The sequence below is a fragment of the Nocardioides marmorisolisilvae genome, from assembly GCF_031656915.1.
Taxonomy (GTDB): domain Bacteria; phylum Actinomycetota; class Actinomycetes; order Propionibacteriales; family Nocardioidaceae; genus Marmoricola; species Marmoricola terrisoli.
In genome coordinates this window covers 85,929-109,457 of the sequence record NZ_CP134227.1, presented here as the reverse complement: position 1 = coordinate 109,457, position 23,529 = coordinate 85,929, and the positions used below count along the sequence as shown (strand labels likewise).

The following is a 23,529-nucleotide window of genomic DNA, read 5'->3' as shown; positions in this document are numbered from 1 at the left end:
TCCGGTTGGAGCAGCTCAGCCAGTGATCCGACGCTCGAGCCCGGAGAGGGACCCCGGGAGCCGAGCCACGCCGAGCACTCGGAGAAAGGTGTAGGGCCCGCGAAAGTATGAGTTTCACGGGCCCTACGGTGCGGACCGGCCGTGATGCTCCGACCCAGACCGCTCGCCTCCGCACCCTCCGGCTGACCTCATCACCCGGTCGCCTCAGGCGGGTCTCCCCACCTTCACTGGACGGTGCTTCTTCGTTCGGCCCCGAGACCCTTGCGGGCCCCGGTGAGAGATGTCTACGGCACGGACGAGCCGCGCGCAAGGGTCGTGGGGAAGGAATCTCGCGCAACTGCGGAAGTACCGGCCTCGCTCCACAGATCGGCGGCCGATCTCCACCATCTCGGCGCCGTCGTCCACAGGGCCGGGCCCTCGCCTGTGGAGGACGGACGCCTGTGAACTGACTGAGAAGCGCATGGACCGGCAACTTCCGGGAACTCCCAAACGTCTAGACGGGTGACAGCCCATGCGAAGCGGCCGGACCGGGAATCCCGGGCCCCCTCGGAGCGTTGGAGTAGTACGGAGCCAGCAGCACCGGCCCCCCTGTAGGAAGGGAGCGTCACAGTGACCACTCGCCGCAACAACCGGGACATCGAGGGCCGCGACAGCGTCGGCATGTACCTCGACGAGATCGCCCGTACCCCCCTGCTCGACGCGATCACCGAGGTGGAGCTCTCCAAGACCATCGAGGCTGGCCTCTTCGCCCAGGCGCTGCTCGACGAGGGCCGCGTCGGACGCAAGAAGGGCGGCGCCCCCAAGTACGCGACCGAGGACGAGTTGCGCTGGATGGCCGAGGAAGGCGAGCGCGCCATGCAGCAGTTCATCAATGCGAACCTCCGGCTCGTGGTGTCGATCGCCCGCAAGTACGGTCGCAGCGCGATGCCGATGCTCGACCTGATCCAGGAGGGCAACACCGGCCTGATCCGCGCCGTCGAGAAGTTCGACTACGCCAAGGGCTACAAGTTCTCGACCTACGCCACCTGGTGGGTGCGGCAGGCCATCACCCGCGGTATCGCCCAGCAGGCACGTGTCGTCCGGCTGCCCGTGCACGTGGTCGAGGAGCTGAACCAGGTCGGCTCGGCCCGACGGCTGCTCGAGCGCCAGCTCGGCCGGGACCCCGAGCCCGCGGAGATCGCCGAGGAGCTGGGCATGGACGTCGACCGGGTGATCGACCTGATGGGCTGGGGCCGCGACCATGTCAGCCTGGACACCCCCATCGACGAGGACGGCGACACCTCACTCGGCGACCTGATCGCCCAGGAGAACTCCCCCGGTCCCGACCTCACGGTGCTGGACGTGGAGGCGCGCGACCGGCTGTTGTCCCTGGTCGGGCACCTCGACGAGCGCTCGGCGGACATCATCCGGTCCCGCTACGGCCTGGTCGACGGTCGCCAGCACAAGCTGGCCGACATCGGCACCCGGCACGGCATCTCCGCAGAGCGGGTCCGCCAGTTGGAGCGCGAGGCGATCGCGAAGCTGCGCCGACTCGCCGACCCCGACCTGGCGGCCTGACCGGCCTGAGCGGGCTGGTCGGACTGGTCGGCAGTCAGGCGTCGGTGCCACCGCTGCTGGTGAGCGCGCGGTAGACCTCCGTTACCCGGGCTCGCAGGTCCTCGAGGGTGCCGGTGTTGTCGATGAGGTACGTCGCCAGCGCGTTGCGCTGCTCCCGATCGGCCTGCGCAGCGATCCTGGAGCGCGCCTCAGCCTCGGTCCAGCCGCGGTCGGCGACCATGCGGGCTACCTGGACCTCCTCGGGCACGTCCATCACGATCACCGCGTCGAAGCCCCCTCGATCCGATCCGGTGGCGCGGCCGGACTCGGCGAGCAACGGGATGTCGTGAACGACCACGCCGTCGGCCGGTGCGGATGCCTCGAGCTCGACGATCCGCTCGAAGACCAGCGGATGCACTATCGCCTCGAGTCGCCGTCTCGCCTCGGTGTCGGCGAACACCAGCGAAGCCATCGCCGGACGGTCCAGCTCGCCGTCAGGTCGTAGCAGAGCCGGCCCGAACTCCTCGACGACGGCGGCCAGCCCCGGCGTGCCGGCGGCTACCACCTCGCGCGCCAACGCGTCGGCGTCGATGACGACGGCACCGAGCTCGGTCAGCAGCGCGGACACCGTGCTCTTGCCCGACGCGATCCCGCCGGTCAGGCCCACTCGCATGGGCGGGAGTATGGCAGACCTCGACCTGTCACTCTCGTCGCAGTCCGTCGGCCCAGCCCGAGCCGGGGTCAGCCCGCTCCGGCTGCCTCGTCCTTACGGTCGTGGACCAGGGCCACCACGCTGACCCCGGTCTGCGGGGGCTTGCTGCCCTCGTGCAGCACCTCGAGCTGATCCCCCTTGACGGCGAACATCAGCACGGTCTGCTCGCCGTACCTGGCCAGGAAGTCGTCGAGGGTGAACGCCTCCGACAGCCTGGTCCGCTTCACGGTCATCCCGGCAGCGACCCGCTCCTCGAGCTCGGGCTCCGAGAGGGCGGGACGGAAGGGGAACCGCGCAGACAGGTGCCGAGCCTCCGCCTTGCGTTGGTCGCCCGACCGATCCTCGGTCTGGTCGCGTCGCAGCTGGTAGACGTGGGCCCGCCCGAGCACGTGCGCGAACTCGCGCGCCGCGGTGGCGTTGACCTCCTCCTCCGGTGTGCAGGCGATCAGCGTCCCGATCCCGGCCAGCTCCATGTCCTTGACCGCGTAGTCGCTCAAGATGTTCGCCGTCACCGTGGGCAGGCCCGACATGCGGGCTCCGGCCAGCGACCGGTAGTGCCGGGACACCACCAGCGTATGGATGCCGCCCTCGTCGAGGACCCGCGCCGCTTGCACCACCCAGTCCTGGTCGCCGACGAACAAGGCGCCCTGGGGCGACGGGCTGGCGAGGCCGAGTCGTTCCGCGAGGCGGCCCACCCCGAACCCGTAGATCGCGACCGTGCACACCACGACGACGAAGACCACCGGGACCAGCCGGTCGGCCTGGCCCGCAAGGGTCCGCAGGCCGGGACGGTCATGGGCGGCGGAGGCGATCGCGAGCGCGAAGATGCTGCTCACCGCGGCGGCGACGATCCCGCGCGGCGCCATGCAGGCCAGCAGGATCCGTTCGGACCGGGTGACCTTCGTGCCCCACAGACCGATGAGGACGCTGACCGGTCGGACCACCACGATGAGGACCAGCACGAACAGCAGTGCCTGCGGCGCCACGTCCAGGATCTGCCTCGGACTGATCCGCCCGGCGAGCACGACGAACAGCCCGCCGACGAACAAGACCTGCAGGTGCTCCTTGAACTCGGCGACATGCTCCACGTGCAGATCGGGCCGGTTGCCGACGTACACCCCGAGGATCGTGACCGTCAGTAGCCCGCTCTGGTCCTGCACCGCGTTCGCGCCAACCAGGCCGCCGACGGCCGCGGCGAGGAAGGTGACCCCGTGCAGGAAGTCGGGTACCGCGTGTCGACGCATCAAGAACTCCAACAGGATCCCGAGCGCGAGAGCGATCGCCACCGACACCAGCAGGGTCTTGACCACCGCCCACAACAGCTCGGGCAGGGCCTCGCCGAGCCCGCCGATCAGCACACCCTGGAAGACGAGGACGGCGAGCAGCGCACCCAGGGGGTCCACCACGATGCCCTCCCACCGGAGCAGCGACGAGACCCGCCGGGTCGGCCTCAGCTGGCGCAGGATCGGCGCGATCACGGTCGGCCCGGTCACCACGAGGATCGCCCCCAGCAGCAGCGCCAGCGGGAGCCGGAAGCCCAGCAGCCAGGCAGTCAGGGTGATCAGCGCCCAGGCGATCGCCACCGTCACGGTGCACAGCCGCAGCACCGGTTTGCCGAGGTCGCGAACGTGCTTGAGCCGCAGCGACATGCTCCCCTCGAAGAGGATGATCCCGACGGCGATCGTCACCCCGCCGAAGAGCACCTCGCGGCCCAGCACCTGCTCGGGAGCAACCAGCCGTCCGAGCCCGAAGCCGACGAGCAGCAGCGCCAGGATCGCCGGCATCCGCACCTGCCAGGCCAGCCACTGCGCGATGACCGAGACGACCAGCACGACGGCGAGGTACGGCGCTGGGCCGATGTCGTCGAGCACCATGCCCGCGAGTATGCCGGGTCGGTCCTCGGTACCGTGCAGGAGTGGAAGCCGGTGACGGACATGTGGAGCTGCGACGGGGCGACCGGGTAGCACTGCTGGTCCCGGGCTCGGTGGCGTACGTCGAGCTGGTGATCAGCCTGCTCGCCTCCGGACGCTTCCCGGTGCCACTGGACCCCAAGCTGACCTCCTTCGAGCGGCAGCGGATCCTCGAGGACGTCCGTCCGCACCTGGTCGTCGAGACCGAGGAGCAGCTGGTCTCGATGGTGGCCAACACTCCTCCGCAGTACCGTCTCGGGCTTCCGCGCGGCCGGCCGATCCACGTCACCAGCGGGACCACGGGGCGACCCAAGGGCGTGTTCAGCGGCCCCCTCGACGAGTCCGACGCCCGGGCTCTCGTCGAGGAGGAGCGCTCCCTGTGGGGCTTCACCGACACCGACGTCAACCTCGTGCTCAGCCCGCTGCACCATTCAGCGCCGCTGCGCTTCGCGATGGGCACTCTCCTGGCCCGTGGTCGCGTCGTCGCCCCTGGCGCGTTCGATCCCGCCAGGGTGACCGAGGCGATCCGGACCGAGCGCCCGACCACGATGTTCTGCGTGCCCGCCCACCTGCAGCGGTTGTTCTCCCATTGGGACGAGGTCGGCGTTCCCGACCTCGGCTGCTTCAGGCTGGTGGCCCACGCCGGGGCACCGTGCCCCGCCCACGTCAAGCGACGGCTGATCGAGCTCTTCCCGGCGGAGTCGACGTGGGAGTTCTACGGGTCGACCGAGGGGCAGTTCACCGCGTGCCGCAGCGAGGAGTGGCTGACCCGACCGGGCACCCTCGGCCGCGCCCGACCGGGACGGATGATGACCGTCGACGACGACGGGCTGCTGTGGTGCACGGTGCCGCGGTACGCACGGTTCGAGTACCTCGGCGACCCGGAGAAGACCGCGGCGGCGTGGCGGCATCTACCGTCGGGTGATGCCTTCACCGTCGGAGACCTCGGCCGGATCGACCCGGACGGCTACGTCTACCTCGACGCCCGTCGCGAGGACCTGATCATCAGCGGCGGCGTGAACGTCTACCCCGCCGAGGTCGAGAACGTGCTGGCCGAGGCGGCCGGGGTCAACGACATCGCGGTGTTCGCGCAACCCGACGAGCACTGGGGCCAGCGGGTCTGTGCGGCGTACGTCGGCAGCGCCGATCCCGTCGAGCTGGACGCATTCGCCCGTGAGCGGCTCGCCCCTGCCAAACGGCCCAAGGAGTACCACCCGGTGCCGGTACTGCCGCGCACGGCCACCGGCAAGGTGCGTCGCAACGAGCTGCCGGGCATCAGCCGGTCCGCTCCTCCGGATCCGCTGCACAGCTGAACGTGCGGCGGTACTGCCGGGGGCTGACCCTGCGGGCCCGGGTGAAGTGGTGCCGCAGCGTTGCCGCGTTGGCGAAGCCGACCTCGGAGGCGACCTCCTCGACCGGGAGCGCGGTCTCCTCCAGCAGCTGCTCGGCGGCGAGCACCCGCTGGTGGGTGACCCACGCGTGGGGCGTGCTCCCGGTCTCCTGACGGAACCGACGGGCGAACGTCCGCGGAGACATCAGCGCGTGCCTGGACAGTGCCTCGACGCTGAGGTCGTCCCCGAGGTGCTCGGGGATCCAGGCCAGCACCGAGCCGAGCGCGTCGGACTCGAAGTCGGGTACCACCGACCGGATGAACTGGGCCTGGCCGCCGTCACGGTGCGGGGCGACCACCATCCGTCGCGCCGTGGTCGCGGCGACCCTGCCGCCGAACGTCGTGCGCAGCAGGTGCAGCGCGGCGTCGATCCCGGCCGAGGAGCCGGCCCCGGTGAGCACCCGGCCGTCCTGCACGTAGAGCACGTCGGGGTCGACCCTGGCCTCCGGGTAGGTCCGGGCCAAGGTGTCGACGTGGCGCCAGTGGGTGGTGCAGGCACGCCCGTCCAGGAGACCCGCCTCGCCGAGCGCGAAGGCGGCCGTGCAGTGCGCGAAGATCGTCGCGCCGGCGTCGTGTGCGGCACGCAACGCATCCGCCACCGCCGGAGCGGGCTCGGTGAAGTCACGCTTGGGGCAGACGCACACCAGGTCGGCTCCACGGACCACCTCGAGTCCGTGCTCGACGTACAGGTCGAAGCCGGAGGCCCCACGCACGCGGCCCGGGGTGGGGGTGCAGACCCGGAAGTCGAAGACGGGGGCGTCGTCCTCGGGGTGGTAAGGCTCGGCCCACACCTCGCACATCGACCCGAGCCCGAACGGCTCGGCGCCGTCCTGCACGATCACGACGACCCTCTGCATCCGGTGCACCATCGCTCCAGCATGCGCCCGCCTTGGCAGGAAATCAATGCATAATGTCATTCCTGCCACTGGTGGCAGGAATCTCTCCATCGCAGGATTGCTGCCATGAGCCTGCTGATCCTGATCCTCGCCCTGACCGCCCTGACCGCCCTCAGCTGGGCTGGCGCCACTCTCTACGACTACGTCGTCAACGACGGCTACGGACACCCCCGCGCCCACCCGCTCCCCCGCAGCCATCACCCTGACGCGTTCGACACCGGCGCGGATCGGCCGGCGGCCTGAGGGCGGTCCTCGAAACGCAAACCAGCGGCACCCCGATCGGGGTGCCGCTGGGCTTGCTGCGGTCGTTCAGTGGCCTCGCCGAGTGGCTCAGGCGTTGCCGGTGAGCTTCTCGCGGAGAGCCTGCAGCGCCTCGTCGGACGCCAGCGAGCCACCTTGCGCGGAGCCGGAGTCGTCGCCTGCGTCGCTGCTGTACGACGTGGCCTCGCCGGCCTCGACCTCGGCCTTCTTGGCCTCGGCCTGCTGCTTGACGTGCGCCTCCCAGCGAGCGTGCGCCTTGGCGTACTGCTCCTCCCAGGTGGCGCGCTGCTCGTCGTAGCCCTCGAGCCACTCGCCGGTCTCCGGGTCGAAGCCCTCGGGGTAGATGTAGTTGCCCTGCTCGTCGTAGGTGGCGGTCATGCCGTAGAGCGTCGGGTCGAACTCCTCGACCTGGCTGGCGGTCTCGGTCTCGTTCGCCTGCTTCAGCGAGAGCGAGATCCGACGACGCTCGAGGTCGATGTCGATGATCTTGACCATCACCGAGTCGTTGACCTGGACGACCTGCTCGGGGATCTCCACGTGACGCTCGGCCAGCTCAGAGATGTGCACCAGGCCCTCGATGCCCTCCTCGACCCGCACGAACGCACCGAACGGAACCAGCTTGGTGACCTTGCCGGGCACGATCTGGCCGATCTGGTGGGTCCGGGCGAAGTGCTGCCACGGGTCTTCCTGGGTCGCCTTGAGCGACAGCGACACGCGCTCGCGCTCCATGTCGACGTCGAGCACCTCGACGGTGACCTCGTCGCCGACTGTGACGACCTCGCTCGGGTGGTCGATGTGCTTCCAGGACAGCTCCGAGACGTGCACCAGACCGTCGACGCCGCCGAGGTCGACGAACGCACCGAAGTTGACGATCGAGGAGACCACACCCTTGCGGATCTGGCCCTTCTGGAGCTGGGTGAGGAAGCCATGACGGACCTCGGACTGGGTCTGCTCCAGCCAGGCGCGACGGGACAGCACCACGTTGTTTCGGTTCTTGTCCAGCTCGATGATCTTCGCCTCGAGCTTCTGCCCGACGTACGGCTGCAGGTCGCGCACCCGGCGCATCTCGACCAGCGACGCCGGCAGGAAGCCGCGCAGCCCGATGTCGAGGATCAGGCCGCCCTTGACGACCTCGATGACAGTGCCCTCGACGACGCCGTCCTCCTCCTTGACCTGCTCGATCGTGCCCCAGGCGCGCTCGTACTGAGCGCGCTTCTTGGACAGGATCAGCCGACCCTCCTTGTCCTCCTTCTGCAGGACCAGAGCCTCGACCTTGTCGCCGACGGCGACGACCTCGTTGGGGTCGACGTCGTGCTTGATCGACAGCTCACGCGAGGGGATGACGCCCTCGGTCTTGTAGCCGATGTCGAGGAGGACCTCGTCGCGGTCGACCTTGACGATGGTGCCGTCGACGATGTCACCGTCGTTGAAGTACTTGATCGTGGAGTCGATCGCGGCGAGGAAGTCAGCCTCCGAGCCGATGTCGTTGACCGCTACCTGCGGGGCGACGGTCTCGGAGAGCGTTGGGGTGCTTGTCATTGGGAAGGTGGATCCTTCGGTTGGCTGTGAGTAGTAGGGGCACTTCTCGTTTCGGGCGCGCCGGTGCCGGTTTCACCATCACGAATGTTCGCTTGCCCCGAACGTGGGGCCGATGACGAGCGAGAGGCTGCTCCGTCTGAGACCCAGGCAGGCAACTGGCGCACCTGACAGGGTATCCGGCGTGCACGCACGCGGTCAAAGCCGCGACTTGACTCACCAAAAATGTCCGGGAACGGCAGCACGTGCCTCATCTAAGGATGTCCGCGTAGCGCGAGCGGTTCCCTGGCCTGGTGAACAGGGAGTTGTCGATGGCGACGCGGCATGAGATCACCAAGAAGTTCGCTCGTGAGTACGCCCGTGCGAACAGGGCCGAGAAGGGCGCGATGCTCGATGCGCTGGTCGAGACGACCGGGTGGACCCGCGATCACGCCCGGCGTGCGATCCGTGTGGCAGCAGCGCGCAAGGGCGCAGCCCGTGATGTCCAGCGCAGACCACGGCCGAAGAAGTACTCCTATGACGCCCTGATCGTGCTCCAGGAGGTCTGGCGGCTATCGGGCCAGCCGTCGGGCAAGTACCTGGCCGCGGTCATGGACGACACCCTCGAACGCCTGGTCCGGTTCGGTGAGCTCGGTAAGGTCGCTCCGCGCGTCAGACCCGAAGTACTCGACGAGCTGCGCTCGATGTCCGCAGCGACGATCGACCGCTACCTCAAGCCCCACAAGGACGCCGCCTACCCGAGCGCGCTCTCGGGCACCAAGCCCTCCCACATCCTGCGCTCCTCGATCCCGACGCGCACAAGCATGGACGAGCCGATCACGGTGCCTGGGTTCTTGGAGCTGGACACCGTCGCGCACTGCGGGCACACCCTCAAGGGCGAGTTCCTGCGCACCTTGACCGCGACGGACCCGCTCACCGGGTGGACGATGCTGCGCAGCATCCGCAACAACGCGTTCCTGCACGTCCACGGCGCCCTGGAGTGGATCACCGCGCAAGCACCAGTGCCAGTGGCCGGGGTGGACTTCGACAACGGCAGCGAGTTCATCAACTGGGGCGTGATCGCCTGGTGCGACGACCACGACATCCCTGTCACCCGCGCCCGTCCCTACCAGCACAACGACAACGCCCACGTCGAGCAGCGCAACGGCGACTGGGTCCGCAAGCACGCCTTCCGCTACCGCTACGAGACCGAAGCCGAACTGGCGCTACTCAACGACCTGTGGGCCCTCGTCATGGCCCGCAAGAACCACCTGCTGCCCTGCGTCAAGGCGACCGGGTGGACAACCACGAAAGCGGGCCGCAAGAAGCGCATCTACGACCCGCCACGCACCCCTTACCAGCGGCTGCTCGACGCCGGCGTCCTCGACGAAAAGATCCGAAGCAGGCTCGAGACCGAGCACGCCGCACTGAACCCGGCCAAGGTCACCAGAGCGATCAACAAGATCCAAAACCAACTCATCGACCTCGCCGCCGCCCGCACCCGAGGCACCCGCCCCGCAGCCTGACCTACGCGGACATTTCACGTGAGGCAACCGATGAACCCACGCGGACACCTTGACGTGAGGCAAGACGAGCCGGCCGGCCGGCTGCCGCTACGGTCTCATCATGAACCAGGTGCACCCGGACCGTCGCGCCGTCGACGAGCGTGACTCGCTGCGGGCCAACCGCGCCGACTGGGACGCCTACGCCGACGAGTACCAGGCCACGCACGGCGCGTTCCTCGGCGACGCGGGCTTCCTCTGGGGGCCCGAGGGCGTCACCGAGGACGTCGTCGGGGCGCTGGGCGACGTCGCCGGACGTGACGTGCTGGAGTTGGGCTGCGGGGCCGCTCAGTGCTCCCGATGGGTGCTCGAGCACGGCGGCCGGCCGGTCGGCACCGACGTGTCCATGCGCCAACTGCAGCACAGCGTCCGGATCGACGATGAGCAGGGCACCCGGGTTCCGCTGCTCTGCGCGGGAGCTGCCGACCTGCCGTTCCGCGACGGCTCGTTCGACATCGTGTTCTCGGCCTTCGGCGCGCTGCAGTTCATCGCCGACGCCCACGCGCTGGTGCACGGGATCGCGCGCGTGCTCCGACCCGGTGGACGGTTCTCGTTCTCGGTCACCCACCCCACCCGGTGGATGTTCCCCGACGACCCCGGCGAGGGCGGCCTGATCGCCTCACAGTCCTACTGGGACCGGACGCCGTACGTCGAGGTCGACGACCTGACCGGCGAGACCCGGTACGTCGAGCATCACCGCACCATCGGCGACTGGGTGCACGCTCTCTCGACGGCCGGCTTCCGCCTCCGCGAGATCGTCGAGCCCGAGTGGCCCGAGGACCACGACCGGACCTGGGGCGGGTGGTCGCGCACCCGCGGCCTGCTCACCCCCGGCACCGCGATCTTCGTCGCCGACCTCGGCTAGGCTCCCGCCCGGGCAACAGGGCTCCGGCGACCACCCTCGGGGAGCCGACACCGCCGCGGGAGGGACAGGGATGGACGAGGCCGAGATCCGCAAGTCGGCCGCGCTCGAGCGGCGACACTGGTGGTATGCCGCGCGCCGGACGATGGTCCGTCGCGAGCTCGCCCCGCTCCGGATCGGCCGCGCGCTCGACGTCGGGTGCGGGTCGGGCGGGAACACCGAGGTGCTGCGGGACCTCGGCTGGCAGGTGACGGGTCTGGACCACTCCCCCGCGTCGGCCGAGGTCGCCCACGGGCGCGGCCTGCCCGTGGTCCGCGGCGACGCCCGCGCGCTTCCCTTCGCCGACGCCAGCTTCGACCTGGTGCTCTCGACGGACGCCTGGGAGCACGTCGACCGGGACGACATCGTGGCCGCCGAGACGCGACGGGTGCTCCGCCCCGGTGGCCACCTCCTCCTGGCCGTCCCTGCGGGCACCGACCTGTGGAGCGGGCACGACGTCGCGCTCGCGCACTTCCGGCGCTACGAGCGACGCAGCCTGGTCGAGCTCGTCCAAGGCTCCGGGCTGCAGGTGGAGGACGTCTTCGGCTGGAACGTGCTGCTGCGGCCGATCGCGAGGGTCCGCCGTCGGCGCCGGCGCACCTCCGAGAGCGAGATGCAGCCGGTCAACGCGCTGCTCAACATGGTGCTGCGTGCCGTCCTCGCGGTCGAGGCGCACCTGCCACTGCGACGACGCCGGGGCATGAGTCTCGTTCTGCACGCGACCCGGCCGACATCGTGACCGGCGCTCCGCCGCGCCACGGCCTGGGCGATCCGCGGATCCCCTGGAACGTGCTGCTCGACGCTCGTACGACGACACCTCCTGAGTCCGGATCCGTCCGGCGACGGCTCCAGGCCCTGGCACGACGCGAGCGGTGGCCCGAGCCAGCGCTCGACGCCGTGGCCGCCGGTGAGGCCCCGGCACTGCTCGCCTCCCTGTCGGCACGGCTTGCGCCGGAGGAGCCGCTGGACGTGGCGGTGCACGCGGACGGCCTGGTCCTGCGCGGCGACCACCGCGTGCTCGACGGACTGAGCCTGCTCTCGGTCCTGGGCGAGCTGATCGGCGCACCGGCCGCGTCAGCGGCCCGCGGGATCGCGCCCGCGGACCGGGACGCCCCGCTGTTGCCGGCAGTCGTGGACCGGCTGACCGAAGTGCTGGTCCGGCCCTCGGCCCGGGTGGCTCCCTCGCGACGCAGCCGAGCAGCGGGGAGACCGTCTCCGGACGTCTTCGCACGCCGCACGGTGGACGCGCCGCTGAGCACTGCAGACCTGGTCCGGGCGGGCGCACTCGCCGTACGCGCGTGGAACGCCCACCGCGGCGGCCGGTCCGCGCGGATCAGCGTTGCTGTGGGCGTGACGCTGACCGGCTCCGGGGCGCGCCACCTGGGCGACCACAGCGGCTTCCTCCGGTTGCGCGACGTGGAGCGCCTCTCCCGGGACGAGGTGGCAGTGGCGCTGCGCACCGCTCCCCTGCAGCCCTCACGCGCTCCCGGCAACGGCCCGCTGACGACCGTCGTGGGGGCTGCGACCCGGCTCGCCGCGCCTCGGCTCGGGTCCACGCTGCTGGTCTCCCACCTGGGGCGGGTGCACGCGCCCGGGGTGGAGGACATCGCGTTCTACCCCGTTTCGGGCGGCGGGTCCGGGCTGTCTCTCGGCGCCGCCACCGTCGCCGACCGCACCGTGGTGACGTTGCGCGCCAGGGGTCGCGACCACGACCACGACGGCCTCGAGCAATTGCTCGAGGCCGTCGCAGGCCAGCTCGGCGGCTGAAGCCGGTCGCGTGGCCGTCTGGGTCGGAGTACGGACTCAGACGACCCGGCGCCGCCGGCCGAGCAGGATCGCGGCACCCATCATGGCCAGTCCCACCAGGGAGAGCAGCCAGGGCACGACGCCGTCGGCGAGCGACAGCATCGAGGCCTTGCCCTTGATGTCCTTGACCATCGAGGTGACCTGGGTGGGCGTGTAGCCGATGTGGGCCTGGGTGGTGACCAGGTCGTGGCCCGCAGCGCTGAGCCAGGACTTCGTGTCGCTGACCTGGTTGATGATCGCGCCCGTCACCGGCTCGACGTAGTACGTCGTGTGGTTCTGGTAGTTGCTGTCGGCGGCGATGTTGCTCGACCCATGCAGCCCGAGCACCGACCGCGGCACGTCCCGGGTCCCCACCTGACTGGCCGGCACGTCGGCGACGTACCGGTAGACGCTGAGCCCCTGGACGCTGCCGATGCCGACGTACTTCGCGTCGACGGCCTTGCCCAGGGTGTCGTCCCAGAACGGATAGGTCTGCTTCTTGGCGAAGAACGGGAACTTGAAGACCAGCCCGTGGCGGACCACGGAGGTGCGCGCGCCCTGCGCGGTCTGCATGAAGCTCCCGCAGCAGTTCACCGCCGAGCCGGTCCGCTCGTCGAACGCGGCACGCTTCATGCTGCGGGACAGCACCTGACCCTGGCCGTCGCGGATCGAGGTGGAGCTGACCCACACCACGGCGTCGCCGGGTGCCTTCTGCGAGGCGGCGACGTCGCCGACGGTGCGCGCCTTGATCGACAGGTCGGTCGTGACGTCCTTGAGGCTGTTGGTGTCGAAGACGGTCGCACCCGCCGCGGACAGGGAGGTCACCGAACTCTGGTCGCTCGGCGCCACCGCCAATGCGGGGGTGGCATAGAAGTGGACCAGCATCCCGGCGACCAGGAGGAAGGCGCCGACGGCGGCGACCACGGCCAGCCACGGCGAGGCCCCACCTGCGGATCCGGCACTCGCCGTGATGCGGCGGCGTGAGTGCCCGTCCTCGGCCTCGGAATGACTCATTGCGATGGAGGACATGACGTCCCGCCTTTCTCCAGTGCCTGCAGCACGGCGGCAACAGCGCCGTCGTGCATCTCTTCCCAGCTGAACCGCGCCGCCCATGCGCGGCACGCGACCGCGATCTCCTCGCGCCGCTCCTCGTCGTCGAGCTCCTCGAGGGCCTGTTCGATACCTGCGAGCAGCCGTGCCTGGACGGCCACGAGGTCGTCGGCCGGCTCCCGGAGCAGCCAGCCCGTGGTCGTGTCGCGCACCGAGTCCCGCATGCCGGGGACGTCACGCGCCACCGTCGGCACGCCGTACGACGCGGCCTCGACGACCACCTGCCCCCACCCCTCGGCATCCGAGGCACAGACGTGCAGGCGGGCGCGGGTCATCAGGTCGGCCTTGTCCGCCTCGTCGAGATACCCGTGCAACGTCACGTGCTTCGCGACGTCCAGGGTGTCGACGAGGGCCGCCAGGCTCTCCATCTCCGGCCCCCGCCCGACCACGTCGAGGTGCAGCGCCGGGCGGAGCGGCACCAGCGCGGCGACCGCGCGCACGACGAGGTCGACGCGCTTGTGGGTGGCGAGCCGACCGAGCACGACGACCCGGTCGACGGTGTCCTCTGCCGGCACGTCCCGGCGTACGACGGCGGCGGTGCCGTTGGGCAGCACCGTGACCGCGGGGGTCCATCCGAGCTGCCGGGCCATCTCGGTCCGGGTCGACTCGGACACGGCGAGGACCGGGCGGCCCCGGTAGACCCGTGGCATCGCCACCCGCTCGAGCAGCCGACCCACCACGGCCAGGGGACGGGGGAAGTAGGTGTCGAACTGGGTCTGGTGTACGTGATGCATCAGCAGCACGACGCCGGTCCGACGGGAGACGAACAGCGGGGAGAACGTCGGGATCCCGGCCTCGGCGTCGACGACTGCGTCGACCCGGCGCCGATGGCGCAGCAGGTGCAGCGCGGCGCTCGGGTAGAAGCCGAGGCGGCCACCCCGGCGGAGGATCCGGATGCCGTCGCGCAGCTCGCTGCGTCGCTGGCCGGCCTCCCGCGCAGTGAGGAAGTCCACCCGGGCACCGGCGGCAACCAGAGCACACGCGAACTCCCAGGCGTAGCGCTCGGCGCCGCCTGCGAGCGAGTGGTCCGGATCGCGCCAGTTGGCCACGACGACGTGCCTGCCGATGAGGTCCATCAGCCCTCCGCCGCCAGCTCGAGTGCCGCGGGCGTCCGGACCGGCAGCGTCACCGGCGTGCGGACCGGACGGCGTACCCGCCAGGCGATGACGGCGAGGGCGCAGAAGCTGTCCAGCCCGTGGCGCACCGGACTGAAGGTCGAGCCCGGCACGTCGACCCAGTGCACCGGGAACTCCGCGATCCGGGCACCGAGCGTGCGCGCACGGGCCAGCACCTCCACGTCGAAGCTGAAGCCGGTGGTCGCGATGTCCGCGAACACGACACGGGCGAGGTCGCCGCCCATGAGCTTGAACCCGCACTGGGTGTCCAGGACACCGGGAACGATCCGGCCGGCCAGGCTGCGGTAGGCGCGGGCGCCGAACGCACGCGCCCGGCTGTGCCGCTCGGAGGTCACCGCACCTGCGACCGCTCGGGAGCCGATGGCGACATCGACGCCCTGGGCCAGCAGCACGGCGGCATCGGCGAAGGCAACCAGGGCGGTCGCCCCGTCGGCGTCCATGAAGCCGACGACGTCGGCTGTCGTCACCGCCACCCCCGCAGCGACCGCTGCACCCTTGCCGCGCACCGGACAGTGCACCACCCGAACGCGCATCGCCGGCGAGTCGGCGGCGGCGGCCACGAGCGCGGTGCCGTCGGTGCTGGCGTTGTCCACGACGATGACCTCGAGCGGGCGGCCGGGCACGACCCGGGGCGACAGTGCGTAGGCCCGCAGGGCGCGCAGCGTCTCCGGAAGCCTGGCTTCCTCGTTGTACGCAGGAATGATCAGTTGCATGTCTGACGGCCCTCCCCAGCCACAGACGGACCTCACGCCGTACGGCGTGGGGCCATCAAGCTGGAAACGTCAGTTGTCGGCGTAGGTGTAGAGGCTGGTCTGGGACACCCCGTGCGGGCTCCCTTGGTACGCAGCGACTCCACCGACCGCACCAGCAACGGCAATGACCGCTCCCACGGCAGCCGCAATGGCGATCTTCACAGTGATTCCCCTCCCACATTCCCTCCCCGGAATGTGGCTGAAGGCTACACGACCTGAGCGCCGGCGCATCACCAATCGCCGCAAGCTCAGGACCAAGGTCCCACCCCCTCCTAGGCTGGCCCGATGCCGCGCTGTGTCGACCGTCGTCACTCCACCTCGGTGCCCTCATTGCGGGGGCGTCTCGTGGCGCGCTGGACCTGGCAGCCGGACAAGTGGGACCGGCTGCTCACCGTCGCCGAGCTGGCGGGCAGTGACGGCAGCGTGCTCGACGTCGGAGGGCGCGGCCACGAGCTGGCCAGCCTGCTGGGCGCTGCCCGGGTGACCTCGTTGAACGTCGAGGCACCCGCCGACGTGGTGGTGCCGGCCGGCCGGTTGCCGTACCCCGACGACGCCTATGACGTGGTCACCAGCAGCGACGTGCTCGAGCACATCCCGGTGGCCCAGCGGGCCGCGCACGTCGCGGAGCTGGTCCGCGTGGCAGGACGGCGCGTGGTGATCGGCGTTCCGTGCGGCTCCCCCGGCAAGTGCGCCGCGGAGCGCGATCTCGCGGACTGGATGCGGGCCGAGCACTCCTTGACGCTGCCCTTCCTGGCCGAGCACCTGGAGCACGGCCTGCCCCGTCCCGCCGACGTCGTCGACTGGGCAAGGGCGGCCGACCCGGCGCGCACGGTCCGGGTCCACTTCACCGGCAGCTACCCCGAGGGTGACGAGCTGCTCCGCACCGCGGTGCGCGCGCGCTACGGTCACGACCTCCGGGCACTGACGCGGTTCGTCGTCCGTTGGGTCCTTCGCCGCCGGTTCCCGCTCGAGCAGCAGCAACGGCCATCGAGCGACCGCGCGTTCATCGTGGTCGAGCGCGCTGGCGCACGCTGACCCCGCGCCGACTCGCGACAAGCAGCGCCGCACAGGCCGGCACGAGCACCGCCCACCCGGCATCGACCGCCAGGACCGGGAGCGTGGGTGGTCCCGAACGCGGCAGCGACGCCGCCGTACCGAGGTCGACGAGGCGCAGCTGTGGCCCGTCGTGCACGATGCGCCCCGTCGGCACAGCAGATGCCGGCTGTCCGTTGCCCTTCTCGACCAGGATCCGTCGTACGCCGAGGGCGCGCAGCCGGCGTGCCGGGTCCGGCGCTGCCAGCGCATCACCGACCCGCCCGAGCAGGGCACGCTCCGACCCGACCACGTGGCTGCCGACATAGAGCCGGTCGTCGACCAGCACCGGGCCGGGAAAGAACCGGTCGGCCGGGTCGAGCACGGCATGGTGGCCGTTCCAGGCGAAACCGCGGTAGCTGCCGTGCCAGGGCAGTACGACGGTGGCCCGATCGGGCTGCGGGCGGTCCGCCAGCTGGCGGGCGACGGTGCCCCACTCGGCGGGATACTGCACCGGACGGAAGTCGCCGTGCAGGCCCCAGGCCATCGTCGGAAGCAGCAACGCCGGCAACGGCACCAACGCACCAGCCAGGATGCGGGCGCCGTCGACCCGAGCACGCCGCCACAGCCAGTCGACCGACCAGGCCGTCCCGACCGCGAGCAGCAACGCCAGCGGGGCGAGGAACCGCTGCGAGTCGCGCACGAACCCGAGAGCGGGAACCGACACCGACGCGCTGTCCAGAGCGGCGGCGACCCCGGGGACGGCGGCCGCGAGCGCGAGCACGACGCTCACTGCCGCGAGCAGCGCCAAACCCAGGCAGGTGCGATCGCGGGTCACCGACCACCAGCGGGCGGCGCCAGCGATCGCAACGCAGGTGACCACCAGCGAGAGCAGCACGATCGCCGAGCTGGTCCGCTCGGGAGGTACGGCGGCCGCCTTCCAGATCCCGCCGAGCGAGAACACGCTGGCAGCGGTGCCGAGACCGGACTCGGCACGGGCGCCGAACACCTGGAACTGCCCACCCGACGCCGCCCGCAGGCCGCCGCCGAGCAGGGAGGGCAGGACCCAGGGCAGGCTCACCACCAGCGTGGTCAGGACCACGACACCGGCCCGCGTCGCACGACCGTTCCGGCCTGTCACCACCACCGCCAGGGCGGTCGCGCCTGCAAGGAGCCCCGCAGACGGCGTGCAGGCGGAGCATCCCGCCAACGCGAGGACCAGCAGCGGCACACCCCGGCCGGGGCGGTCCCGGCGCAGTCCTCGCGCCGCCACCACGACCCATGGCAGCAGCGCGTAGCCGAGGACGGTGCCCCACTGCCCGATGGCGAGCCGCTCCTCCACCCAGGGGTTCCACACGTAGAGGGTCGTCGCGGCCAGCCGGCCGGCGAGGCAGCAGTCCGCCACCAGGGCGCGGACCGCGAGACCCGCCAGCAGCAGGGAGCCGCCCAAGACGAGCTTCTGCACCACGTCGCCGGACACCAGGTGGGTCAGCACGGACACGATCGCGTCTGCCGGCACTGCTCGGCCCACCGTCCCGTCGAGCCCGAGCCAGGTTCCCTTCCAGGGCTGATGCGGCACGAAGACCATGTCGCTGCGCAGCACGTACCCCGCGCGCCAGAGGGCCGGTCCGAGGGCCGCAACGACGAGCAGCGCGCACCAGCCCCATTCGACCAGCCGCTCCGTCTCTGGACCGCGCCTCGTCACTGCGCCCGCCGTGCGGGGAGCAACGCAGCGACCAGCAGCACGCAGGCGCCCAGCCCGCACAGTCCGGCCGAGACCGCACCCGGCAGCTGTGGGACCTCGAGAAGCTGTGCGCCGGCCAGCACCGTCCCCGCAACCACGGCAAGGGCCGCCAACCCGGTGACCACACCGGGCCAGCGCCTCAACGTCCAGGCGACGAGCGCAGCCGCCGCACCGGGCACACCGAGGAGCAGCCAGCCCAACGGCACGCCGACCACGATCAGCAAGCCCCCGAGCACGTACCGTCGGCGACCGACGGGCCGCCGGACGGCGTCCTGCTCGACCGGCATGCCGGCCGTCAGGCGGGTGGACCCCAGCAGCACGAGCGCGAGCAGCAGGACCACCCCGGCCAGGGCGAGGCCGCCCACGAGCTCGATGCGGTACGACGCCTCCGGGGCATAGTGGATCCGCACCGTCCCACCGGCGCCGGCCGGGAGCCGCCAGCCCTGAGCCCAGCCGTCCATCCGTTGCGGCGTGAGCGGACGGCCGTCCAGGGTCGCCACCCAACCGCGGTTGAAGTTCTGAGTCAGCGACAGCAGCGCCGCTCCCCCGGGGCCGACCCGGACCACGCGCCCCGACGCCGAGCGGTGCTCGACGCGCAGGGTCCGGTTGACGCCGACCGTGCTCGTCCTCTGGTGTCGGGTCAGGCTCACCCGGACCGGCTGGAACTGGGAGGTGGACACGACGCGGAGGTGGTGCACGCCGCGGGACAGCCGCAGCGGCTCGCCGCACGGCACGATGCTGAGCGGACCCGAGGACACCACGTCGCCGATCAGCCCGCGGACCGCCGTACGGTGGCGGGCACCGTCGATGCGGACCTCCGGCCCGAACCCGCAGACCGCGCCGGTGAGCGCGTCGCCATGCAGCGGCACCGCCACCCGTCCGGGCAGGAGCGACACGTCGCCCACCCCCAGAGGCGCGCCCCGGCGGGTCGGGTTCGCGAACCTGATCGTGAGGTGCTTGACCCGTAGCGGCGCGAAGGTGCCGAGGTCGTCCAGGGAGACCCGCCGGACCTCACCTCCCGAGCGGAGTACGGCGGTCGTCGGCGCGATCGCCGGAGCAGCCGGGGCACTGACCGTGATCCGATCGATCCGGCGGGGCTTGGCGAAGTCGACCGTCAGCGTCGGAGCCGGGTCCCGGGCATCGGCGATCCAGGACGTGTTGGGCGTGCCGTCGTAGGCCATCCGGGCCGAGACCGTGGGGTCGTCCGCGTAGGTCGAGCTGGCGCGCATCACGACCCGACCACCGATCGGGTCGAGCAGACCGACCGTCGCTGGCGACGAGCGTGCCACCACCGTGCCGCCCACCGTCCACCGACCACGGGAAGGCACCCGGAACGTCCGGTCGATCCCAGCGCTCTCCTCGCTCGCCCTCATCCGCTCGGGGTCACAGTCGGGACCCAGCAGCGTCGGGAGGCAGGCTCGGGTCTCCGGTGCAGCGGTGAACAGGTAGTCGACGTCCGGGGCCATCGGCGGTGACGGCAGCACGAGGGTCCTTCGCGCCGGGAGCCCGGGGCCGGCGATCTCCGTGATCCGCACCGGGCCGCGCTGCGCGGGGTGCTCGACGCCCGTCACGGTCACCCGCAGCCGGTCGCCGGTCGCTCCGTCCAGGTCGACGTAGGCGATGCCGGTGGAGGGATCCACGTGGGCGAGCCGGGAGGTGCGCCCGACGGTGACGGTGACCTGGGTGACGTCGTCGTAGACCGGGTCCCCCTGCGGGGTCGCGACGGTGACCCGGTGGAACGTGTGCGGCGCGCGATAGCGGACCTCGACCCACTGGCCCAGCGCGCGGTGGTAGTAGCCCGAGACCCAGCCCGTGCTCAGGTCGCCGTCGACCGCGGAGTACGGCGCGTCCTCGGGCAGGACCGCGCCGAGGTTGTTCGTCCATGCCTGCGAGCTCGACGCGGTGACGTAGCGCAGGCCGGCGTACTGGACGAGTGTCGGGCGCGCTCCCGGGTTGCTCGGGTAGTTCGCGACCACCCGCCGCCCGTGCCGAGGCTCACCACGCGCCAGCATCGGGCCCTCCGCCTCCTGGACGCGCCCGAACTGCCGCTCCCGGTCGCGGTAGGCGTCCCCGAGCACCTGGACGGGGCGGACCCAGCCGCTGTCGCCGCGGACGACCGCCGCCCGCCCGACCGGGATCAGCCCGGCCCCGATCGCATTGACCACGTCCGCGCTGTCGCTGGCCACGGTCACCGCCGCATCGGCCGAACGGACGGTGAGGCCCGCCGGGGGCACCGGCCGGTCCACCCGGTAGACCTCGATCGCCGGGCCGAGGTCGAGGCGTCCGAAGGTGCGCACCCGGGTCAGCCCGCCGGAACGCGCAAGCGCTATCGAGACCAGGCTGGCGGAGGTCGCGTCACCGGAGTCCGGGGCCAGGTCGTGGCGCACGACGATGTCGCCGATGCCGAGCCGCGCGAGGATCCCACCGAGCTGGGGAGAGCCCGACCCCGTCGCCAGGTAGTTCTCCAGCTGGCTCAGGATCCGGATGGTCTGCGGCGGGGCGAGGGGCACCTGCGAGCGGGTGACCCAGGGTGATCGCCCGACGATCGACATCGGCTCGTCGTCGGTCCAGCCCCACGTCTGGATGCCGAATCCGGTGCCCGGGACCACCCATGACGCCGATCCATGCGCTCCCGTGGCCACGAAGTGTGCAGCCTGCGACCAGTACGACGGGACCCTCGTCCAGCCCGGCGTTCGCAGGTTCGCCGCCAATGCCGGTTGAGCCATCCCGACAGCGAGCGCCCCGACCGCCACGGCAGCCGCAGCGGGCCACCACCGGATCCGCCACCGGGGCACGTGGCCCAACAGCGCGACGACCACGCAGCCCGTGCCGATCGCCAGCGGCAGCCGCAAGAGCGGGTCGGCCTTCGCAACGTTGCGGAGCAGCGCGAAGGGACCGTCGAGCAGGTCGCGGACCGAGGGCGCCAGCGGCGACTCGAGGGCGGACGCGTGCCCGATCGTGAGGCAGATGAGCCCGAGGAGCGCACTGGCCGCCAACGGAGTGCGCCAGGGGCTGCGCCAGCGCGCCAGGCCGAGCAGCCCCACGGTCGCGAGCACGCCGCTGGCCACGACGTACGCCGGAGAGAAGCTCACCACCCACCCGGCCGGCCAGTTCGGCGCCGACCCCACGTTGAGGAAGCTCACCCAGTTGCTCGCGCCCCGCAGCGCCTCGAGGAAGTCGCTCGTCGACGTCGTGGTCGTGGCGTCCTCGACGTAGTCGAAGAACGGCGGCGAGTAGCTGTTCAGCTTCAGCAGCGACAGCACCCACCACAGATTCGCCAGCACCATCAGTCCGGACCACGCCGCCACGAACGACCAACGCAGCCGGCCCCGCCGTACCGCCCAGAGGATCACGAGCACGACGAGCGGCAGCGGCGCGACCGTGGCGGTCCCGTTCACCGCGCCCGAGAAGAGGAAGGCGGCCACGGACAGCACCGCGCCGCGCCGTGGTCCCAGCCGGCCCGTCACCACCAGCACGATCGGCAGCAGCACCCACGGCAGAACGACGCCGGGGAGGATCTCGGCGCTGCGCACGCCGACCTCGCTGATCACCCGGGGGCTGAGCCCGTAGGCCATCCCCGCCACCCAGGCCGGCCACGCCGACAGCCCGATGGCGGCCGCCAGCCGGCGAGCGCCCTCACAGCCCAGGACGAGCAGCAGCGTGGACCAGAAGCGCTCGGTGAGCCACGGAGGCAGATGCGCGAGGTGGCCGACGAGGAAGAACGGCCCCATCGGGAACAGATAGCCGTACGCCTGGTTCTGGAGCTGGCCGAGCGTCTCGGTGGGATCCCAGAGCGAGAAGGCCTGCCCGAGGAAGCGCGACGGGGTCACCACCAGCTGCGACTTCGTGTCGCTGGTGACCTTGCCGAACTGTTCGGCGACGGCGCTCAGCAGGAGCAGTCCATACACGGCAAGGGAGGCCACCGTGGTCGGCCGGACCTGTCGTGCGCTCATGTCCGGGTCACCGTACCCAACGACACCGCGCCGAAGGGCCGTTCCCTTGCCCGTGTGGGAGACTCGCCGGCGTGCAGCAGCAGGCGCCGGGCACGACGGCCAACGCCACCAACAAGGCCCTGCGTGGCGGTGCGGTGATCGCGGTCGCGGTCGGGATCATGAACGTCTCGACCTACGGCTTCACCATCGTCGCGGCCCGGTTGCTCGGCCCCCAGGCGTACGGCGCGGTCGCGTCGCTGATGAACGTGATGCTGGTGCTCGGCGTGCTCCAGCTCGCCCTCCAAGCCGTGGCCGCCCGAAGGATCTCCGCCAATCTGGACCATGCCGGCGAGGTGGAGAAGACGGTGCTCCGGGTCGGCTGGCAGGCGTCGGTGGGCCTTGCCGTGCTCTGCCTGGTCCTGTCCCCCGCACTGAACGCGCTGCTGCACCTGCACAGTGTGGCCACCGCGGCGCTCGTCGGGGTCGCCATGGCCCCGCTCAGCCTGATGGGCGCGCAAGCCGGCGTACTGCAGGGCGAGCGCCGTTGGACCTCCCTCTCCCTGGTCTACCTCTCCATGGGAGTCAGCCGACTGGTCATCGGGGTGGCTGCGGTCGCGTGGCACCCGACCGAGCTCTCCGGAATGCTCGGCGTGACGCTCTCGGCCTTCGTTCCCACAGTCGTCGGCCATTTCGCGCTGCGACGGTCGCGTCCCGACCGCTCCGACGCCGGCTCGGGCGAGCACCGGGCTCGCGCCCTGTGGATCGAGACGGCCCACAACGGCCAGACCCTGCTGGCCTTCTTCGCGCTGTCCAACGTCGACCTCCTGGTCGCCCGCAACACCCTGGGCTCTCACGAGGCCGGCCTCTACGCCGGTGGCCTCATCCTCGTCAAGGCGGGGTTGTTCCTCCCCCAGTTCGTGGTCGTGATGGCCTTTCCCACGATGAGCACCGCGGGAGCTCGGGTGGGCACACTGCTCAAGGGACTGGGGCTGCTGGCGCTGATCGGCGTCCTGACCGCCGGCGGCGCGGCCGCGCTGTCAGGTCTCGCGCTGATCTTCGTCGGCGGCCACCAGTACCTGGCCATCCAGCACCAGCTGTGGGTGTTCGCGGCCCTGGGTACCTTGCTCTCGTTGCTCCAGCTGCTGGTCTACAGCGTGCTGGCCCGCCAGGCCCGACGCTCAGTGCTGCTCATCTGGGCGGCGCTGGTCGTCCTTGTCGCCGTGGGCCGGACCGCGACTAGCTTCAACGAGCTGCTGATGATCGTCGTCGCCACCGATGCCACGCTGTTCGTCGCGCTGCTCGCACTCAGCCTGCTGCGGCTCCGCTCGTCGGAGCGCTCGCCCGTTCGCTGAGAC

19 protein-coding genes are annotated in these 23,529 nt (G+C 71.2%); 9 read left to right on the top strand and 10 right to left on the bottom strand.

The features are described 5' to 3' along the window. Window positions 1-660: 660 nt before the first annotated feature. The gene (locus Q9R13_RS00495) at window positions 661-1,557 is read left to right on the top strand and encodes a sigma-70 family RNA polymerase sigma factor (RefSeq protein ID WP_310965140.1); all 897 of its coding nucleotides are present in this window, start codon (window positions 661-663) and stop codon (window positions 1,555-1,557) included. A 34-nt stretch (window positions 1,558-1,591) separates the two neighbouring features. Here Q9R13_RS00495 and coaE read toward each other — a convergent pair whose 3' ends face one another. Further along, complete coding sequence (gene coaE / locus Q9R13_RS00490) at window positions 1,592-2,209, bottom strand: dephospho-CoA kinase (protein WP_310963075.1); 618 nt, start codon at window positions 2,207-2,209, stop codon at window positions 1,592-1,594. 68 nt (window positions 2,210-2,277) lie between these two features. Further along, window positions 2,278-4,122 carry a cation:proton antiporter gene (locus Q9R13_RS00485; protein WP_310963074.1) on the bottom strand — a complete coding sequence of 615 codons (1,845 nt, stop codon included), beginning with the start codon at window positions 4,120-4,122 and terminating at the stop codon, window positions 2,278-2,280. A 41-nt stretch (window positions 4,123-4,163) separates the two neighbouring features. Here Q9R13_RS00485 and Q9R13_RS00480 point away from each other — a divergent pair, with 41 nt between their 5' ends. Next, window positions 4,164-5,471: a class I adenylate-forming enzyme family protein gene (locus tag Q9R13_RS00480; RefSeq protein WP_310963073.1), complete on the top strand. Its 1,308-nt coding sequence runs from the start codon at window positions 4,164-4,166 to the stop codon at window positions 5,469-5,471. Here the strand turns inward: Q9R13_RS00480 and Q9R13_RS00475 are convergent. Beyond that, window positions 5,434-6,405: a GlxA family transcriptional regulator gene (locus Q9R13_RS00475; RefSeq protein WP_310963072.1), complete on the bottom strand. Its 972-nt coding sequence runs from the start codon at window positions 6,403-6,405 to the stop codon at window positions 5,434-5,436. The genes Q9R13_RS00480 and Q9R13_RS00475 overlap by 38 nt on opposite strands. Window positions 6,406-6,510: 105 nt before the next feature. On the opposite strand from Q9R13_RS00475, the gene Q9R13_RS00470 reads away from it, so the two are divergent. Continuing rightward, on the top strand, window positions 6,511-6,687 hold the full coding sequence (locus Q9R13_RS00470) for a hypothetical protein (protein ID WP_310963071.1): 177 nt from the start codon (window positions 6,511-6,513) through the stop codon (window positions 6,685-6,687). An 87-nt stretch (window positions 6,688-6,774) separates the two neighbouring features. Here Q9R13_RS00470 and rpsA read toward each other — a convergent pair whose 3' ends face one another. Further along, window positions 6,775-8,244, bottom strand: coding sequence for a 30S ribosomal protein S1 (gene rpsA, locus Q9R13_RS00465; protein WP_310963070.1), 1,470 nt, complete (start codon window positions 8,242-8,244; stop codon window positions 6,775-6,777). A gap of 308 nt (window positions 8,245-8,552) precedes the next feature. On the opposite strand from rpsA, the gene Q9R13_RS00460 reads away from it, so the two are divergent. From Q9R13_RS00460 to Q9R13_RS00445, 4 genes are all read left to right on the top strand, one after another. Continuing rightward, window positions 8,553-9,746 (top strand): integrase, encoded by a 1,194-nt coding sequence (locus tag Q9R13_RS00460; RefSeq protein WP_310963069.1) that lies wholly within the window; start codon window positions 8,553-8,555, stop codon window positions 9,744-9,746. A gap of 100 nt (window positions 9,747-9,846) precedes the next feature. Continuing rightward, window positions 9,847-10,647 carry a class I SAM-dependent methyltransferase gene (locus tag Q9R13_RS00455; RefSeq protein WP_310963068.1) on the top strand — a complete coding sequence of 267 codons (801 nt, stop codon included), beginning with the start codon at window positions 9,847-9,849 and terminating at the stop codon, window positions 10,645-10,647. Between the two features lie 70 nt (window positions 10,648-10,717). Further along, the gene (locus Q9R13_RS00450) at window positions 10,718-11,422 is read left to right on the top strand and encodes a class I SAM-dependent methyltransferase (protein ID WP_310963067.1); all 705 of its coding nucleotides are present in this window, start codon (window positions 10,718-10,720) and stop codon (window positions 11,420-11,422) included. Continuing rightward, the gene (locus Q9R13_RS00445; protein WP_310963066.1) at window positions 11,419-12,450 is read left to right on the top strand and encodes a hypothetical protein; all 1,032 of its coding nucleotides are present in this window, start codon (window positions 11,419-11,421) and stop codon (window positions 12,448-12,450) included. The genes Q9R13_RS00450 and Q9R13_RS00445 overlap by 4 nt, the downstream gene beginning before the upstream one ends. A gap of 36 nt (window positions 12,451-12,486) precedes the next feature. Here the strand turns inward: Q9R13_RS00445 and Q9R13_RS00440 are convergent, their stop codons facing one another. From Q9R13_RS00440 to Q9R13_RS00425, 4 genes are all read right to left on the bottom strand, one after another. Further along, a complete protein-coding gene (locus tag Q9R13_RS00440; RefSeq protein WP_310963065.1) occupies window positions 12,487-13,497 on the bottom strand; it encodes a DUF3068 domain-containing protein in 1,011 nt (336 codons plus the stop codon). Beyond that, the gene (locus Q9R13_RS00435) at window positions 13,479-14,654 is read right to left on the bottom strand and encodes a glycosyltransferase family 4 protein (protein ID WP_310963064.1); all 1,176 of its coding nucleotides are present in this window, start codon (window positions 14,652-14,654) and stop codon (window positions 13,479-13,481) included. Before Q9R13_RS00435 ends, Q9R13_RS00440 begins: the two co-directional genes overlap by 19 nt. Then, window positions 14,654-15,427 (bottom strand): glycosyltransferase, encoded by a 774-nt coding sequence (locus tag Q9R13_RS00430; RefSeq protein ID WP_310963063.1) that lies wholly within the window; start codon window positions 15,425-15,427, stop codon window positions 14,654-14,656. Before Q9R13_RS00430 ends, Q9R13_RS00435 begins: the two co-directional genes overlap by 1 nt. A 69-nt stretch (window positions 15,428-15,496) precedes the next feature. Further along, complete coding sequence (locus Q9R13_RS00425) at window positions 15,497-15,628, bottom strand: hypothetical protein (protein WP_310963062.1); 132 nt, start codon at window positions 15,626-15,628, stop codon at window positions 15,497-15,499. A gap of 123 nt (window positions 15,629-15,751) precedes the next feature. Between Q9R13_RS00425 and Q9R13_RS00420 the strand changes: the two genes are divergently transcribed. Next, on the top strand, window positions 15,752-16,501 hold the full coding sequence (locus Q9R13_RS00420) for a class I SAM-dependent methyltransferase (protein WP_310963061.1): 750 nt from the start codon (window positions 15,752-15,754) through the stop codon (window positions 16,499-16,501). Here Q9R13_RS00420 and Q9R13_RS00415 read toward each other — a convergent pair. Together Q9R13_RS00415 and Q9R13_RS00410 are read right to left on the bottom strand one after the other, a co-directional pair. Further along, window positions 16,470-18,203: a hypothetical protein gene (locus Q9R13_RS00415; protein WP_310963060.1), complete on the bottom strand. Its 1,734-nt coding sequence runs from the start codon at window positions 18,201-18,203 to the stop codon at window positions 16,470-16,472. The genes Q9R13_RS00420 and Q9R13_RS00415 overlap by 32 nt on opposite strands. Beyond that, on the bottom strand, window positions 18,200-22,195 hold the full coding sequence (locus Q9R13_RS00410; protein ID WP_310963059.1) for an alpha-(1->3)-arabinofuranosyltransferase domain-containing protein: 3,996 nt from the start codon (window positions 22,193-22,195) through the stop codon (window positions 18,200-18,202). The genes Q9R13_RS00415 and Q9R13_RS00410 overlap by 4 nt, the downstream gene beginning before the upstream one ends. 71 nt (window positions 22,196-22,266) lie before the next feature. On the opposite strand from Q9R13_RS00410, the gene Q9R13_RS00405 reads away from it, so the two are divergent. Beyond that, entirely contained in the window at window positions 22,267-23,526 is a 1,260-nt protein-coding gene (locus Q9R13_RS00405; RefSeq protein WP_310963058.1) for a lipopolysaccharide biosynthesis protein, read from the top strand. The last annotated feature ends 3 nt before the right edge of the window (window positions 23,527-23,529 follow it).